This window comes from Scardovia wiggsiae F0424, from assembly GCF_000269605.1.
GTDB lineage: Bacteria > Actinomycetota > Actinomycetes > Actinomycetales > Bifidobacteriaceae > Scardovia > Scardovia wiggsiae.
In genome coordinates, this window is the sequence record NZ_AKCI01000001.1 from 1534075 (window position 1) to 1550817 (window position 16743).

Here is a 16743-nt window from a genome sequence, read left to right on the forward strand (position 1 = left end):
CCTGCTGCATGGATTCCTGTTCTATGATTTCTATGATAACGGGACTGTATAGGATAGTATAAAAACTATGACTGATGATAAGAGCGTCGCCGGCATGGCAGGCAGGCCGCTGCGGGCGGCCGTTATAGGGGCAGGCCCGGCCGGGATATATTCAGCGGATATTTTGCTTCAGCAGCTCCAGCAGAAGGGTCCGGATCTGGGGCTTCCCGCCGAAGCGTATGTTGATATTTTCGAAAAGCTCCCCGTCCCGTTCGGCCTCGTACGGTATGGTGTTGCCCCGGACCATCCGGCAATCAGGTTCATTACTGCCGCACTCGATAAAACGCTCAGCAACCCGCATATCCGGCTTTTCGCAGACGTCGAATTCGGGAGGGATATAACGCTTGAAGACCTTCAGGGATACTACGATGCTGTGATCTTTTCCACTGGTGCTGTTGACGACCGCCCGCTGGACATTGAAGGGCGTAGCCTGAGAGGCGTATATGGCGCAGCACGTTTTGTAGAGTGGTATGACGGATATCCCGGTACCCCGCCGGTGTGGCCGCTTGACGCTGAAACGGTAGCGGTGATAGGCGGCGGCAATGTAGCGATGGATGTTGCACGCATGCTTATGCGGTATCCTGACGACCTGCTGGGCACGGATATCCCCCAGAATGTTTATGACGGGCTGGCTGCGAACAGGGCCAGGGATATCCATGTTTTTGTGCGCCGCGGAGCTGCCCAGGCAAAATTCTCCGTACAGGAGCTGCGTGAGCTGGAAAAGCTTCCCGGTGTCCAGATAATCGTTGACCGGAAAGATTTTGATATTGATGATGCCGTAATGCGTGAGGCATCGAAAAATAAGCTGGCCCGGCAGATGATAGATGAGCTGTTTGCTGTACGTGACCTGGCAGAGCATATGGCAGGCCCTAACGGGGCTGAAGCTGGGCCCGGCTCCGGATCCGGTGCTGATTTTGAAGGGAAGCCTGCAAAACGGCGGTGCCATCTCCACTTTAATTCCAATCCGGTCCAGATACTCGGCGATTCCGGGAAAGTGCGGGCCATCCGTATCGAGCGGACTGTTACCGCCACCGACGGCGTTATGGCAGGGACCGGGGAATATACTGACTATCCTGTGAAAGCGGTCTACCATGCTATCGGTTATAAGCCTGCAGAGATCAGCGGCATCCCCTACGATGAAGTGCACTATACTGTGAAAAATAAAAATGGGCGTGTTATCTCAGGTAATATCCTTGATGCCTCTGATACCGCGGAGGCAGGCAGCGGTCCCAGGATCCTGCCGTTTGTGTATACGAGCGGATGGGCGAAGCGCGGGCCAGTAGGCCTGATAGGGTCTACAAAATCGGATGCGCTGGAAACTGTGGGGAATATCCTTGAGGACTGGGCACGTGCTGCACAAGCCGGGCAGCTCAGGGCTGAAGATGGAGCCGGCAGTGCTGATAAGCCTGGCAGCATTGGCCAGCTGCTGGCATCACGCGGTATCAGCCCCTTGGGTTATGATGCCTGGCGTCGTATTGATGCCTGCGAAAAAGCCGAAGGGGCGAAAGCGGGCAGGGACCGTGTCAAGATTACCGATGCAGAGGTGATGCGTTCGTGCGGATCCCAACCCTCAGAAAGATAAAGGATACTATGAATAATCAAAGATTTCGGGTGCATGGGCACGCAAACGGGTTGAAAACCATACTCCTTTTCAGCCTTATGTGGGCTGTCATATTTATTATCTGGTTCCTGACCGGGGCACGGCAGTCTACGCTGGCCTATTATGTTGTTATAGCAGTAGTTGTAACAATGGGAAGCTACTGGTTTTCAGACAGGATAGCAACGGCAGCAATGGGGGCACGCGAAGTTTCAGAAGACGAATCCCCGAATCTGTATGCCATAGTGCGCGAGCTGTCACAGAAAGCCGGGAAGCCTATGCCCCGGATATACGTTGCGCCTGCTGAATCGCCGAATGCTTTCGCAACAGGGCGCAATGAACGCCATGCCGTGGTTTGCTGCACGCAGGGGATACTGCAGATACTTGATTACCGGGAGATCCGCGGTGTGCTCGGACACGAGCTGATGCATGTGTATAATCACGATATCCTGACATCCTCCATAGCATCGGCAATGTCTATGGTGATCACATACCTCGGATACTCCCTGATGTATTTCGGCGGCGGGTCAGACCGTGACGGCGGAAGAAGGGGGAACCCCATTGGGGCACTTCTGACTATGGTACTGGCACCGATAGGGGCATCCCTTATCCAGATGGCAATCTCCCGTACCCGTGAATATGATGCCGATGAAGACGGAAGCAGGCTCACCGAAGATCCGCAGGCGCTGGCCAATGCCCTGCGTAAGATCGAAGCAGGCGTAGGGGAGCGCCCTCTGCGCCCGACGAATGCAACCCGTACGATGTCAGCTGTTATGATAGCGAACCCTTTTAATACCCGCACAGTGAGCCGGCTGTTTTCCACCCATCCTCCCACTGAAGACCGTATTGCACGCCTGGAGGAGATGCAGCGCGAGATGTACGGCGAAAGTTCGGTGCAGGACCCTGCTGATGAACAGTATATGCAGCACTAGCCCGCGGTCCTTGGAGCTGGCGGCTATGCTGTGCTGTACCGGCCCGGCCACCGGGCAGCGGGCTGTGATCCATCCGGCCCTGCTGGCTGCGCTTCGCAGAAGCGGAACACGCGCAAACGGTTTTTAGCAAACATAGTGCGCGCATGTGCTACACTAATAACCGTTGCCCAGATGTGGTGCCCCGTATAGCAAGCTATCCGGCCTGCATTAAAGGGCTCCTGCGGATGTAGTTCATTGGTAGAACGACAGCTTCCCAAGCTGTAAAGGCGGGTTCGATTCCCGTCATCCGCTCCATAGATGTTTAGAGAAGCAAGTTATGAGTAATTGGGGTTTACCGCAAAAGATGTTTGAAACAGCCGTTGGCTTTTACCGTTTAAAAGTTCAACAAGTGAGCGCTGTAAAGGTATCTCTTTACCCTGGCGCAGCGTCTTTCTGTCAAGGATACGCAACGAAGTTTGCCGGCTATGTTTGGAATCGGGTGTGAAAAGTGTAAAAATATGCCGCTCGGTTAGATGCATTTCATGGAAAAGAGGTTCCTTGTGCGTATGTTTACCGTTGTCGGGCCTGACCGTCCTGATAATTTTTCCAGTCGATAGTTCTATCTGATAGATTGTGCCGGTACCATTAAACATAAATGTTAGGATCCCATTATCCAAGGAAGCAGCTTCATATGAAAATGGTTCAGAAGTTTCCACTATCAATGTTTTCCCTGATGGCTCTTTTATGGGAATAAACGAATTTTCACCTGTTAACGTATTCCACTTCAATATCTCCCAACTAGCAGCGTACGAATCCTCTTTCTGGCTGGTAATACCGATACCGTAGACTACGTTATTAAGACTTGGCATTGTATCGTCAGAAACGGGAGTAAATCTGTCATCAGGATTTGCTATGGAAAATCCCTTTTCATCGGAGATTTTCCTTGAAATTCTTTGTAGTGTAAGCCGCTCGTGACTGTTCAGCATGAGGTTTTCCAGATCAAGTCCGTAAACCCCTGTATCACAGGAGGCTACTGTGTGAAAGGGGAAATGAACGATTTGACACAGTTGCGTTCCATCTGTATGGTCGAATACCTGCAGAATATTTTTGGGCTTGCCCGATACATTGTCGAATCCCTCATCGAACGTTGCTAGAGGTTTCCCATTTTTCTGCTCTATTATTTGGTTTTGTATATATGTCTTTCTGTTAGGGGTCACTATACCTGTGCTGCCGTTACTATTAAAAAAATAATCATTTTCATAATCTGAAAAGAACAGCCCTTTTTTAGTCCATAGTAATTTTTGCAGGCCCATACCTTTTGTATGGACTAAAGAATACAAGCCATTGTTACGGAGTAAGGCAACATATCCTGTTCTGCGGTCGTGCACCTTATCATATTCAGGATTGATGGCAATAGCAGCAACAACATCTTTTAGACTTGTCTGATCTGCTGATAGTACTTCAGGGTGGGCAGGCCCGCAACCGGTCGAAAGGATAAAAGAAAAGAATAAGCTAATTTTTAGCAGATGGCGGAGAAGAAGATCAACTTTTCCCCGCCATCTGTAAAGTAACTGTTCCGGAGCCATAGCAGCTTCTACCTTACTGTGGCATAAGTAACGGCTTTAGAGGAATCTCTCAGATCCCATGGCCATACTATGTTATCCCCGCCTCGAGTATCCAAGTCAATATGAGCTCCGTACCAATAAGCTGCCCACACCAGTTGACCACAGTGTAAAGCACTGTGGTCATCCTTGTTCCCGTACAGGTATGCGGCGTTATAGTCCCGGCCAATATATTTTCTGGCACGGCTTGCAGCTTTATTTCGAATTGATGCCTTCTTTCCGCTTAATCCGGATAATATCTGGAGATTTTGATGATAATCATCGGTTATTGTGCCTGCAGATGCTACTTGCGGCAGGGAAACAGCCAAAAGTACGCCTGCAATAAGGGGGGGTTATCAGTCCTGAAACCTTTTTTAAATTTTCCATCTCAATATCCTTTAATTGTGTGAATTGAATTATAGTTTTACAAAAACCGCAGCTTTGAGATTTTTGGACGTCTCCGCTCCAGCAGCATCACAGGCCGGTTTTCCATTGCCTGTACCCTTCAGCTTTGCTGTGCCAGTATTCTTTATCTTTATTGGTGATACTGCGGATCATCCGGCATGGATTGCCTGCTGCAACGCTGTGGGACGGGATATCCTTAACGACCACAGAACCGGCCCCGACCACTACGTCATCACCGATAACGACACCCGGGCAGACAGTCACATTGCCGCCGAACCATACATTATTGCCGATCGTGATTGGGAGCGCGCCTTCCAGGTGGCTGTTCCTGGTCTCAGCATCTATGGGGTGGTACGGGGTCAGCAGGTTTACTCGGGGGCCGAAGAATACGTTGTCGCCAATTGTGATGGGCGCAACATCAAGGAAAATGCAGTCCATATTCGCGTAGAAATTACGGCCTATGCTGATATTTGAGCCGTAATCACAGTTAAACGGCGGCTCAAGGAATGCACCATCGCCGAGGCTTTTGAACAGTTCGCGGAACAGGGCCTCGCGTTCGTTGAAAGCATCGTATGCAGAAGTATTTATTGCGTGTACGAGCCGGCGCTTGCGCATATTGTCTTCTTTGAGTTCCGGATCGCTGGCAATATACAGTTCGCCTGCCAGCATGCGTTCTTTTTCACTGGAGAAACCTGCCATACTATAACCTCTTTGCGTGTGTAAAGGTCTGTCCCTCCCCTAAAAGAACAGAGAGGGGCTGCTATAAAGCAGTATATATGGAGGATTATATTGGCTGCAGATATTGCGGGTATCAGGTATGCAGCCGATACACAGTCGGCGTTTATATCAGCATCCGCAGGATACTGCAAGCGGGCATGGTATCTGAGCCTTACCGGCAACAGGGCCAGCGTGTCAGTCTTCCCCTCATTTTGGTACAGTAAAACTTATGTCAGAAGCAAATAATAATCATCCTCAGAACGCTGGGGAGCAGAACGGTTACCAGGGTCCCCAGCAGGGTGCTTCCTATGGGCAGCCGTCTACACAGCAAGGCTACGCTTATCAGCAGCAGCCGGGTACAGGTCCCCAGCCAGGCCAGAGCGGATCTCCTGCCTATACAGGTTCCGGCAATTCCGGCACGTATAATTCAAATTCATATGGGCCGCAGGGCGGTTCTCCCTATAATGCAGGATATAATGCCGGCCCCCAGTATGCGCCGCAGAGCCCTTATGGCACGCAGATGCCGTATGGGGCAGGGACCCATTCTAAAATTGCCGCAGGCCTTTTAGGGATTTTCCTGGGAACCCTCGGCGTCCATAATTTTTATCTGGGGTACACTGGCAAGGCAGTCGCCCAGCTGCTGTTGACCGTTATCGGGTGGATAATCATAATTGGCCCGTTCGTTTCGGCAATATGGAGCTTTGTTGAGGGGATCATAATCCTCTGCTCGAATCCGGGAAGCCCATGGCACAGGGACGCAGCAGGCTACGAGCTCAGGGACTGAAACAAGTCTTTTTCGTGGCCTTCCTTATGTAGGTTAGACGTGGGATAATAGAGCCATGACTATTGCAACACCGGAACGTTATGCTGAAATGCTTGATGCTGCCCGTAAAGGCGGCTATGCTTATCCCGCTATCAATGTGACCAGCACGCAGACCCTTAATGCTGCGCTGCAGGGTTTTGCTGACGCACAGTCTGACGGTATCATCCAGATATCCGTCGGCTCCGCTGCCTACCTGTCCGGGCAAAGGGTGAATGACCGTGTAACAGGGTCGATGGCGCTTGCCCGGTATGCCCATGAAGTTGCGAAACACTACACGCATAATACGGTTGCGCTGCATACGGACCATTGCGCAAAACAGTATCTGGATGAATGGGTGCGGCCTATCCTCGCTATAGAGCAGGATGAGGTTTCCCATGGCCAGGAACCCACGTTCCAGTCGCATATGTGGGACGGGTCGGCAATCAGCCTCGACGAGAATCTTGATATTGCCGAGAAACTTCTGGCAGAATCAGTAAAAGCCCATACTGTCCTGGAAATCGAGATCGGTGCTGTGGGAGGCGAGGAAGACGGCATAACCGGTGCTATAGACGACAAGCTGTATTCTACTCCTGAAGATGCTTTCCAGGTTGCACAGCGCCTTGGTATGGGTGAAAAAGGCCGCTACATGGCGGCGTTTACTTTCGGCAACGTCCACGGATCATATAAGCCGGGATATGTGAAACTGCGCCCGGGGCTGCTGGGGAAGATCCAGTCCGAGACCCAGAAAGTGATCAACAGGGGCCTTATATCCCAGCCATCGGAGGCTCCCGACGGAAAGCCGTTCCTTCTCGTGTTCCATGGAGGCTCAGGGTCGCTCCCTGCAGAAATCGCGGAAGCTGTTTCCTACGGGGTAGTAAAGATGAATGTGGATACTGATACGCAATATGCTTTTACCCGTGCTATTGCAGGGCATATGTTCAGCAATTACGATAAAGTGCTGAAAGTTGACGGCAATATTGGCGATAAAGCTGAGTATGACCCGCGGTCATGGGGACGCGAGGCTGAGGATTCTATGGCTGCCAGGGTCATGGAGGCCTGCACAGGCCTCGGTTCGGCAGGCAAAGCGCTGCGCTGAGCGGCCCGGACCCTGGAATAAAGCGGACTTCTGCCTCTGATACCGGACTGCCGGACTGACCAGGGGCAGAGGAAAATAAAAAGGCAAAGGGGAGCATATGCCTGGGATCGTTTTGGTTGGAGCCCAGTGGGGAGATGAGGGCAAAGGCAAAGCAACCGACCTTATCGGTACGGAAGTCGATTATGTTGCGCGTTTTAACGGCGGAAACAACGCCGGGCATACTGTAGTCGTGGGGGATGAATCCTACGCCCTCCATCTGCTGCCCTCAGGGATCATCAGCCCTAATGTCATTCCTGTGATCGGCAATGGGGTGGTCGTTGATCTTGAAGTCCTGTTCCGGGAGATCGACGGGCTGCAGGAAAGGGGCGTCGACTGCTCCAGGCTGCTGGTCAGCGACAGCGCCCATATCATTGCCCCGTTCAGCCGTGTGATCGATAAAGTAACAGAACGTTTCCTGGGCAAGCATAAGATTGGCACAACGGGAAGGGGGATCGGCCCGACATACGCTGATAAAATAAACCGCGTAGGCATACGTGTCCATGACCTTTACCACCCGGGCCATCTGAGGGATAAAGTCGAGGCCTCCCTGCATCAGAAAAACCAGATGCTTATCAAACTGTATAACCGCAGGGCAATAGGTGTAGATGAAACCACCGATGAACTTCTCCAACTGGGTGAACGCCTGCGCCCGTATGTGGCGAATACGCAGAATGTGCTGAATGCTGCGCTGAATAAGGGCAAGACCGTTCTTTTTGAAGGCGGGCAGGCGACTATGCTTGATATCGACCATGGGACATATCCGTTTGTGACATCATCTAACCCTACGGCTGGAGGAGCCTGCACAGGGACCGGTGTCGGCCCCACGAAAATCAGCAGGGTAATAGGCGTAGCAAAGGCATATATTACACGCGTCGGGGAAGGTCCATTCCCTACCGAGCTGGATGATGCGCAGGGCGAATGGCTGCGGACGCAGGGGCATGAGTATGGCGTCACTACCGGCAGGCCGCGCAGATGCGGATGGTTTGATGCTGTAGTCAGTCGCTATGCAGCTGAAGTCAATGGGCTTACCGATATCGTGCTCACCAAGCTTGATGTGCTGACCGGGCTTGAACGTATCCCTATCTGTACCGCATACGATATCAAAGGGCAGGGTGGTGCTGCTGCAAGGCATACTGCCATGCCGACGGACCAGGAGGCGTTTGCACAGGCTGAGCCTGTATATGAAGAGATGCCGGGATGGGATGAAGATATCAGCGCTGTCCGGAAGTTCGATGATCTCCCCCAGGCTACGCAGGATTATGTCCACAGGCTGGAAGAGTTGTCTGGATGCCGTATCTCTGCGATCGGTGTGGGCGCTGCGCGCGAGCAGATCATTTCCGTGCACAGCCTGCTTGGGTAGTATTTCCCCGTTTCTTCCGGATCCGTCTTCTCAGCCGGATATCTCAGCAGCCGAAAATCCGCGAATATGACCCTGTTATTGCTTTATACCCCTGTACTTTTATACTCCTAGCCTATCTTGGGGAGCCCCAGCGGGCCCGCCCGCCTTGCGGCAGATACTGCAATACTGCGATAGAAGATAAAAAATAGAAGATAAAAATCAGTACCCGTTTTCCGGCATCTCACATATTTCTGATAATGATCGGCGCACGCTGCGCTCATCTTCCCCCGAGAAAATAACGACTATAGCATCCCCTGCACGCAGCATGCTGTCGTGACGGGGCACAAACTCCTGTTCTCCCCGGCGGATGGTAATGACGGAAGTGCTGTCAGGCCAGCTGATGGCGTGTATCCGTTTGCCTGCTGCCATACTGCCGATCTCAATGGGGATCTCCAGCATCCCGCTGTGTACCGGCATGGCTGAGATATCTGTACCCTCATGCTGTTTCATATAGCGTTCAAGCAAGGCAGGGTAGATTGGCCTGATGTGAAGGGCATCAGAGATAAGAAGGGATACGAAAGCTACAGCAGCAACAGGGAACATGTGGACAAGTGATCCGGACATTTCTACAACGAGCAGGATAGAAGTGATCGGTGCTTTTACTGCCGCAGTCAGTGTCCCCGCCATCGCCAGCACGGTGAACGCAGCTGTCCTTTCAGGTGCCAGTACCCCTGCGGAAACCATAGCATGTGCAAAAACGCTTCCCGATAAAGCACCGGCGGCAAGGATCGGCATGAAGATACCGCCAGGAACGCCGCTGCTGTAGCTGATCCCCGTAAACAGTATCCTGACTGCCAGAAGTATGCACAGGATTGCCAGTGTTCCCCGGGCTGTTTCAGCGAATTTGATGGCTTCGGAGCCTCCTCCGAGGGACAGTGGGAGAAGCAGCCCGCATGGCAGGGCAGCTGCCAGGGCTATCATTGGCCTGACAACTGCAGGTATTTTTGAGTAGAGTGTCTGGAATCCCAGGAGGATGCGGTTCATGAGAGCGCCGATGAGGCCGGCAACAATCCCCAGGGGGATGAGCCATGCGTACTGTGCAACCGGTATCTGGCTAACATGGGTAAAATCCAGTACAGGGGTCAGCCCAAACCAGTATTTTGAAACAATGTCGGAAGACAGCGAAGCTGTAACTGCGGTAAGGAGGACTGACGGCGAAAAGCTTTTGTGCACTTCTTCGAGGGCAAACATCATCCCTGACAGAGGGGCACTGAAAGCAGCGGATAATCCCGCTGCCGCCCCGCCGGTGATAAGCGTGTTTTCTTCTATCGCATTGCGGCTCATCCTTCTGCCTGCTGCCTTGGATGCCGCTGCGCCGATCTGGATGGACGGGCCTTCGCGGCCAAGTGACAGGCCGAATAAACTGCAGAGCAGGCCGCCCGCATACCGGACGATGAGGATGCGTCCCCAGCGGAGGGGAAGCCCCCAGAGCAGCGTCCCCTCGGTCTGCGGGATACCGGAACCTGATGCGGAGGGTTCCCACTGCACGAGCCTGGTAATGATCCAGCTGGCTGACAGCACGGCAGCGATCCAGCCGAGGAGGCCCAGCGGATGCCCCTTTAACCAGGCGTAGGCACTTACTGCGAACCGTGTCCCGTATTCAATGCCCACCCGGTACCCGACAACGAGCACACCGGCTATGAGCCCGCAAATGATGCCCCGGGCTGCTATAAGCCAGCGCATCCGGTTTGCGCCGGACAGGAGCTGGAGGGTATGGGAATTATTGCGCAGATGATGGTGCGACGGAGCAGAAGCGTCGGAGCGGAATGCGGCAGCCTTCCGCGGATTGCTGCCTGTCCTGTCCGCATTGCCTGCGCTTCCTGGGCCTTCCGCGGCCCCAGCGCTTCCTGTGCTTTCTGTTTTGTCCATCCTGCCTGCGCCTCCAGCTGCGCCTGTATCTGTATCAGCCGTACCCACCGTACTCACCGCTTTTTATGCATGGCAATAGTTTCCCTGACAAGTTCCGGCAGGGCATCCTGTATCGGTTCGCGTATCAGGCGTGCTGCCAGCGGGTCAAACTGGGTCTCGCCCATGTTCATGATCGTTATGGGTATGCCTGCCCGGGCGGCTACCGGGGCGAGCATTGCTGCAGGGAATACTTCGAGAGTTGAGCCGATCACCCAGAATTCATCAGACTGCCGGACCCGTTCCATGCTTTTTTCCATTGCCCCATCCGGCAGAGCCTCGCCGAAATATGTGACATCTGTTTTTATCAGCCCATTGCACGGCATGTCATTTTTATAGGGCAGCCTGCGCCTGCAGCGGGGGTCGGGGTTCTTATCCAGATCATCCATGATTTCTGCTGTATCGTATTTTTTATGGCATGACATGCAGTGCGAAGTTGCTATAGTGCCGTGGAGGTTGACTATTACGGAATCCGTGTTCCCGGCTTTCTCATGGAGTCCGTCGAAATTCTGCGTTGCCAGGACGCTCAGCATCCCGGCTTTTTCCAGGTCAGCAAGGGCTTTGTGCGCAATACCGGGCTGCGCATTCCAGACTGGCGATTCTTTCTGCCAGCGCCATGAATATTCGCGGTCTTCAGTACTGGTGAGGAATGCTTGGATATCATAAACATCCATCTGTTCGGGATGTTTCGTCCATACGCCGTCAGGACCGCGGAAATCAGGTATCCCTGCGCTGGTGGAAATGCCTGCCCCCGTCAGTACGGCGATTTTATAGGGGCTATTGCCCCTTGAGCTGCCTGTGTGCAGAGCCTCCTGCGGCTCTCCGGAAACTTTGTCCCAGCCGGTATCTGTCCCGGTGCTATGTATATCTGCTGCCATTATCTGCTTTCTTCCGCGGTTTTGTCTGTATAGATTGCAGGGATACTCTGATATTTTATCAGGTGCGGCGGGTATCGGGTTTTGTAAAAGGTGATGCCAATAATAAAAAGAACTAGTAATAAATTGGTGATATTAGCGATGCTGAAGCATGGTATCCATTAGAACAGCTTTCTAGAACGGCTTTTATCTTTCAGGCTTAACGGCAGTGACAGTATGAGGAGGGGCAGCCATCAAACATGAAGCCGGGTGCATGAGGCCGGGCGGGGCATGATACGGAGATAACAGGTTGTGGTTTTTGTGTGTGTGGTGTGCGACACGCCGGGGTTGTGTGGGGTGGGGTGGGGGGTGTATTGTTTTTTGTTGCTGCCTGTTGGGGTGTGCTTCCTGTGTGGGGGTGTGTTCTGGTGTGTGTGGTGGTGGTTTGAGAACTCAAGAGCGTGTTTTGTACTACTTTTATGCTTATATGTTTTGTAAGTTGTGGTCTGATTGAAGGCTGCGCTCTGCTTGTGTGGTGGGGTGTGGTTTTTGGTTGGGTTTTTGATTGCCAGTAGAATGCCTGTGCTCTTTTCGTTGGTGGAGGGGGTGTGGGTGTTTGTTTGTGTGAGGCTGCGCTCTGCTTTGTGGTGGGGTGTGGTTTTGCTCGTTGTTTTTTTATTTTTTTGTGGGCCTGTGTTGGGCTTTCTACGGTTTTTGTGTGGAGGGTTTGATTCTGGCTCAGGACGAACGCTGGCGGCGTGCTTAACACATGCAAGTCGAACGGGATCCACTGGGCTTTTGTTTGGTGGTGAGAGTGGCGAACGGGTGAGTAATGCGTGACTAACCTGCCGTATGGTTGGGGATAGCTCCTGGAAACGGGTGGTAATACCCAATGCTCCAGCTGGATGCATGTCTGGTTGGGAAAGCTTTTTGTGCCATATGATGGGGTCGCGTCCTATCAGCTTGTTGGTGGGGTGATGGCCTACCAAGGCGTCGACGGGTAGCCGGCCTAAGAGGGCGACCGGCCACATTGGGACTGAGATACGGCCCAGACTCCTACGGGAGGCAGCAGTGGGGAATATTGCACAATGGGCGCAAGCCTGATGCAGCGACGCCGCGTGCGGGATGGAGGCCTTCGGGTTGTAAACCGCTTTTATAGGGGGGCAAGCTATGCCTGTGTGGTGTGGTGAGTGGACTTTATGAATAAGCACCGGCTAACTACGTGCCAGCAGCCGCGGTAATACGTAGGGTGCAAGCGTTGTCCGGATTTATTGGGCGTAAAGGGCTCGTAGGCGGTTTGTTGCGTCTGGTGTGAAAGCTTACTGCTTAACGGTAGGTTGCGCTGGATACGGGCAGGCTTGAGTGCAGTAGGGGAGACTGGAATTCTCGGTGTAACGGTGGAATGTGTAGATATCGGGAAGAACACCTATGGCGAAGGCAGGTCTCTGGGCTGTTACTGACGCTGAGGAGCGAAAGCGTGGGGAGCGAACAGGATTAGATACCCTGGTAGTCCATGCTGTAAACGGTGGACGCTGGATGTGGGGCCCATTTCCACGGGTTCTGTGTCGGAGCTAACGCGTTAAGCGTCCCGCCTGGGGAGTACGGCCGCAAGGTTAAAACTCAAAGAAATTGACGGGGGCCCGCACAAGCGGCGGAGCATGCGGATTAATTCGATGCAACGCGAAGAACCTTACCAGGGCTTGACATAACCTGGATGATGCCAGAGATGGTGTGTCCCTTCGGGGCTGGGTTACAGGTGGTGCATGGTCGTCGTCAGCTCGTGTCGTGAGATGTTGGGTTAAGTCCCGCAACGAGCGCAACCCTTGCCTTGTGTTACCAGCGGGTCGTGCCGGGGACTCACAAGGGACCGCCGGGGTTAACTCGGAGGAAGGTGGGGATGACGTCAGATCATCATGCCCCTTACGTCCTGGGCTTCACGCATGCTACAATGGCTGGTACAGCGGGATGCGATACTGTAAGGTGGAGCGGATCCTGTAAAACCGGTCTCAGTTCGGATCGGGGCCTGCAACTCGGCCTCGTGAAGGTGGAGTCGCTAGTAATCGCGGATCAGCAGTGCCGCGGTGAATGCGTTCCCGGGCCTTGTACACACCGCCCGTCAAGTCATGAAAGTGGGCAGCACCCGAAGCCGGTGGCCTAACCTGTTGTGGGGGGAGCCGTCTAAGGTGAGGTTCGCGATTGGGACTAAGTCGTAACAAGGTAGCCGTACCGGAAGGTGCGGCTGGATCACCTCCTTTCTAAGGAGAATATGTGCCCTGCACGGTGGTGTGGGGGAAGATTGGCACCCTGATTAGTTTCCCTTCTTGTGTGGGAGGGGTGGGGTGTGTGGTGTGGAAACAGTCAAAAACTCTTTTACCGGGATTTATGTGATGTGTAAGTAGTGGTGGTGCTGAGCGCGCTGTTGGGTTCCCTGGCCATGACTATGGTTTAGGGTAGTAACCCGCCTCATAGTTCCCTTTCCTCTGGTGGGAGGGGGGGGGGTTGTGGGGTGTGGGGTGGTGGTTTGACAACTGGATAGTGGACGCGAGCATACACCTGCCAGTGTGGTGGGTGTGTGTCTGTAGCCATACCCTTATCGCTCTTTTTTGTGGGGGTGGTGGGGTGTGGCGTGTTTTAGTGTGATCATTTGTGATAATACTTGTAGTGTTGTCTGGGGTTGATAGGCGTGTGTTGTGCTAGGCTGGGTGCTTGGTGTGGCATATGGTGGATGCCTGGGCACGTATGACCGATGAAAGACGTGTGGGGCCGCGATAGGCCTCGGGGAGCTGCCGACAGGGCGTTGATCCGAGGGTGTCTGAATGGGGTAACCTGCCACCTGTTATGGGGTGGTACCGCGTGTAGCGGGGGGTACGCAGGGAAGTGAAACATCTTAGTACCTGCAGGAAAAGATATTCCGTTAGTAGTGGCGAGCGAAAGCGGAGGAGACTAAACCATGCGCGTGGTATAAGCGCCTGCTGGTGCGTGTGTGGTGTTGTGGGGTTTCTTGAGGAGGTCAGGCGGCTTCCTGCCTAGTGATAAAGTCTGGTGTGAGGTGAACATGGTTGAAGACATGACCGTAGAGGGTGATGGTCCCGTAGCTGAAGATGCCAGGCCTGGGAAGAATGTCCCCGAGTAGCACGAGCCTCGTGGAATCTCGTGTGAATCTGCCCTGACCGTGGGGTAAGTCTAAATATATGTACGTGACCGATAGTGGACGAGTACCGTGAGGGAAAGGTGAAAAGTAGCCCGGGAGGGTAGTGAAATAGTTCCTGAAACCATGTGCTTTCAATCCGTCAGAGCCTCTTGTTGGGGGTGATGGCGTGCCTATCGAAAAATGAGTCTGCGAGTCAGTGGCATGTAGCGAGGTTAACCCGTGTGGGGGATCCGTAGCGAAAGCGAGTGTCAATAGCGCGTTTTAGTTGCATGTTCTGGACCCGAAGCGGGATGATCTAGCCGTGAGCAGGTTGAAGCGTGGGTGAGACCGCGTGGAGGACCGAACCCACCTAGGTTGAAAACTGGGGGGATGACTTGTGGTTAGGGGTGAAAGGCCAATCAAATTCCGTGATAGCTGGTTCTCTCCGAAATGCATTTAGGTGCAGCGTTCGTGGTCGCCTTCCGGGGGTAGAGCTACTGGATGCCAAAGGGCCCGTATGGGGTACTGATGGCAACCAAACTCCGAATACCGGTATGGTTGTGCACGGGCAGTGAGTCAGCGGGGGATAAGCTCCGTTGTCGAAAGGGAAACAGCCCAGATCGTCGTTTAAGGTCCCTAAGCGTGTGCTAAGTGGGAAAGGATGTGGAGTCGCATGGACAGCCAGGAGGTTGGCTTAGAAGCAGCTATCCTTGAAAGAGTGCGTAACAGCTCACTGGTCTAGTGTCTCCGCGCCGACAATGTAGCGGGGCTCAAGCACACCACCGAAAACGCGGCAGCCGCCTCTTAGGGGTGGTTGGGTAGGAGAGCGTTCCCTACGGGGTGAAGCCACGGGGTAACCGTGTGGTGGACTGTAGGGAAGTGAGAATGCAGACATGAGTAACGAAACGCGGGTGACAATCCCGCGCGCTGGATGACTAAGGGTTCCGGGGCCACGGTTAACGTCCCCGGGTGAGTCGGGTCCTAAGGCGAGGCCGACAGGCGTAGTCGAATGGATGAACGGGTTGATATTCCCGTACCGGTATCACACCGCCCATACTCGAGGCATTACACGCTAGGCACTGTTTCCTTCCTGTAGGCCCTTTCGGGGGTGTACAGGGGGTGGTGGTGTGTGGTGGTGGGTGTAGTAGGGGAGCAGGGGAGTGACGCATGGGGTAAGCTGGCCTGGCCTGGTGGTTATGGCTGGTTAAGCGTGTAGCAGGTGTCAGAGGCTAATCCCTGACAGGAGACTGTGAGACGTGATGAGCATCACCTGTAAGGGTGGTGTGCTGGTGGTGCCTTGTGCCGAGAAAAGCTTCACTGTTAGGTGTGGTTCCGCTCGTACCCTAAACCGACACAGGTGGTCAGGTAGAGAATACTAAAGCGTTCGAGTGAATCCTGGTCAAGGAACTCGGCAAATTGCTCCCGTGCCTTCGGCATAAGGGAGGCCCTGTGAGATGATCCCGCCTAGCGTGGGTGAGTGTTGTGGGGCGGCACAAAACAGGGGGTAGCGACTGTTTACCAAAAACACAGGTGCATGCCAAGACGTAAGTCGCTGTATATGCACTGACGCCTGCCCGGTGCTGGAAGGTTAAGAGGATCCGTTAACCCGTCTGGGTGACGCGGTGAATTTAAGCCCCAGTAAACGGCGGTGGTAACTATAACCATCCTAAGGTAGCGAAATTCCTTGTCGGGTAAGTTCCGACCTGCACGAATGGCGTAACGACTTCCCCACTGTCTCGACCAGGACCTCGGTGAAATTGCAGTACGAGTAAAGATGCTCGTTAAGCGCAGAAGGACGAAAAGACCCCGGGACCTTTACTATACCTTGGTATTGTCGTTCGCTGCTGGTTGTGTAGAATAGGCGGGAGACTATGAAACCTGGCCGCTAGGCTGGGTGGAGTCATCAAGTGAAATACCGTTCTGCTGGCAGTGGGCGTCTAACCTGAGCATGTTATCCATGCTAGGGACAGTGCCTGGCGGGTAGTTTAACTGGGGCGGTTGCCTCCTAAAGAGTAACGGAGGCGCTCAAAGGTCCGCTCAACCCGGTTGGCAATCGGGTGTTGAGTGTAATCACACAAGCGGGCTTGACTGTGAGACTGACAGGTCGAGCAGGGACGAAAGTCGGAGATAATGATCCGGTGCCGGTGTACGGACGCGGCATCGCTCAACGGATAAAAGGTACCCCGGGGATAACAGGCTGATCATTCCCAAGAGTCCATATCGACGGGATGGTTTGGCACCTCGATGT

9 protein-coding genes, 1 tRNA gene and 2 rRNA genes are annotated in these 16743 nt (G+C 53.6%); 8 read left to right on the forward strand and 4 right to left on the reverse strand.

Annotated features, from left to right (window positions below; all coding sequences use genetic code 11):
- Window positions 1-67 precede the first annotated feature (67 nt).
- From HMPREF9156_RS0106675 to HMPREF9156_RS0106690, 3 genes are all read left to right on the forward strand, one after another.
- Window positions 68-1621, forward strand: coding sequence for a ferredoxin--NADP reductase domain-containing protein (locus HMPREF9156_RS0106675; RefSeq protein ID WP_007148004.1), 1554 nt, complete (start codon window positions 68-70; stop codon window positions 1619-1621).
- An 8-nt stretch (window positions 1622-1629) separates the two neighbouring features.
- Complete coding sequence (gene htpX, locus HMPREF9156_RS06965; RefSeq protein ID WP_007148005.1) at window positions 1630-2568, forward strand: zinc metalloprotease HtpX; 939 nt, start codon at window positions 1630-1632, stop codon at window positions 2566-2568.
- A gap of 220 nt (window positions 2569-2788) precedes the next feature.
- Window positions 2789-2862, forward strand: a tRNA-Gly gene (locus tag HMPREF9156_RS0106690).
- 20 nt (window positions 2863-2882) lie between these two features.
- On the opposite strand, the gene HMPREF9156_RS0106695 is transcribed toward HMPREF9156_RS0106690, so the two are convergent.
- Both HMPREF9156_RS0106695 and HMPREF9156_RS0106700 read right to left on the reverse strand, forming a co-directional pair.
- A complete protein-coding gene (locus HMPREF9156_RS0106695) occupies window positions 2883-4133 on the reverse strand; it encodes a hypothetical protein (protein WP_007148006.1) in 1251 nt (416 codons plus the stop codon).
- Window positions 4134-4622: 489 nt separating this feature from the next.
- On the reverse strand, window positions 4623-5252 hold the full coding sequence (locus HMPREF9156_RS0106700) for a sugar O-acetyltransferase (RefSeq protein ID WP_007148007.1): 630 nt from the start codon (window positions 5250-5252) through the stop codon (window positions 4623-4625).
- A gap of 247 nt (window positions 5253-5499) precedes the next feature.
- Here HMPREF9156_RS0106700 and HMPREF9156_RS0106710 point away from each other — a divergent pair, with 247 nt between their 5' ends.
- From HMPREF9156_RS0106710 to HMPREF9156_RS0106720, 3 genes are all read left to right on the forward strand, one after another.
- Window positions 5500-6054, forward strand: a complete 555-nt coding sequence (locus HMPREF9156_RS0106710; protein WP_007148008.1) for a TM2 domain-containing protein — start codon at window positions 5500-5502, stop codon at window positions 6052-6054.
- A gap of 55 nt (window positions 6055-6109) precedes the next feature.
- Window positions 6110-7168 carry a class II fructose-bisphosphate aldolase gene (fbaA, locus tag HMPREF9156_RS0106715; RefSeq protein WP_007148009.1) on the forward strand — a complete coding sequence of 353 codons (1059 nt, stop codon included), beginning with the start codon at window positions 6110-6112 and terminating at the stop codon, window positions 7166-7168.
- Between the two features lie 97 nt (window positions 7169-7265).
- The gene (locus tag HMPREF9156_RS0106720) at window positions 7266-8567 is read left to right on the forward strand and encodes an adenylosuccinate synthase (protein ID WP_007148010.1); all 1302 of its coding nucleotides are present in this window, start codon (window positions 7266-7268) and stop codon (window positions 8565-8567) included.
- 198 nt (window positions 8568-8765) lie between these two features.
- Here the strand turns inward: HMPREF9156_RS0106720 and HMPREF9156_RS0106725 are convergent, their stop codons facing one another.
- Together HMPREF9156_RS0106725 and HMPREF9156_RS0106730 are read right to left on the reverse strand one after the other, a co-directional pair.
- Complete coding sequence (locus HMPREF9156_RS0106725) at window positions 8766-10475, reverse strand: ClC family H(+)/Cl(-) exchange transporter (protein WP_007148011.1); 1710 nt, start codon at window positions 10473-10475, stop codon at window positions 8766-8768.
- Between the two features lie 53 nt (window positions 10476-10528).
- The gene (locus HMPREF9156_RS0106730; RefSeq protein ID WP_007148012.1) at window positions 10529-11389 is read right to left on the reverse strand and encodes an SIR2 family NAD-dependent protein deacylase; all 861 of its coding nucleotides are present in this window, start codon (window positions 11387-11389) and stop codon (window positions 10529-10531) included.
- A 691-nt stretch (window positions 11390-12080) separates the two neighbouring features.
- Between HMPREF9156_RS0106730 and HMPREF9156_RS0106735 the strand changes: the two genes are divergently transcribed.
- Window positions 12081-13620 (forward strand): 16S ribosomal RNA (locus HMPREF9156_RS0106735).
- Window positions 13621-14063: 443 nt separating this feature from the next.
- Window positions 14064-16743, forward strand: a 23S ribosomal RNA gene (locus HMPREF9156_RS0106740); the annotation flags it as partial.

Excerpts from the sequence above, each read along its gene's own strand:
- htpX (WP_007148005.1), top strand. The coding sequence starts at position 1,630 with ATGAATAATCAAAGATTTCGGGTGCATGGGCACGCAAACGGGTTGAAA.
- HMPREF9156_RS0106710 (WP_007148008.1), top strand. The coding sequence starts at position 5,500 with ATGTCAGAAGCAAATAATAATCATCCTCAGAACGCTGGGGAGCAGAAC.
- HMPREF9156_RS0106700 (WP_007148007.1), bottom strand. The coding sequence starts at position 5,252 with ATGGCAGGTTTCTCCAGTGAAAAAGAACGCATGCTGGCAGGCGAACTG.
- HMPREF9156_RS0106725 (WP_007148011.1), bottom strand. The coding sequence starts at position 10,475 with ATGGACAAAACAGAAAGCACAGGAAGCGCTGGGGCCGCGGAAGGCCCA.
- HMPREF9156_RS0106695 (WP_007148006.1), bottom strand. The coding sequence starts at position 4,133 with ATGGCTCCGGAACAGTTACTTTACAGATGGCGGGGAAAAGTTGATCTT.
- HMPREF9156_RS0106675 (WP_007148004.1), top strand. The coding sequence starts at position 68 with ATGACTGATGATAAGAGCGTCGCCGGCATGGCAGGCAGGCCGCTGCGG.
- fbaA (WP_007148009.1), top strand. The coding sequence starts at position 6,110 with ATGACTATTGCAACACCGGAACGTTATGCTGAAATGCTTGATGCTGCC.
- HMPREF9156_RS0106730 (WP_007148012.1), bottom strand. The coding sequence starts at position 11,389 with ATGGCAGCAGATATACATAGCACCGGGACAGATACCGGCTGGGACAAA.
- HMPREF9156_RS0106720 (WP_007148010.1), top strand. The coding sequence starts at position 7,266 with ATGCCTGGGATCGTTTTGGTTGGAGCCCAGTGGGGAGATGAGGGCAAA.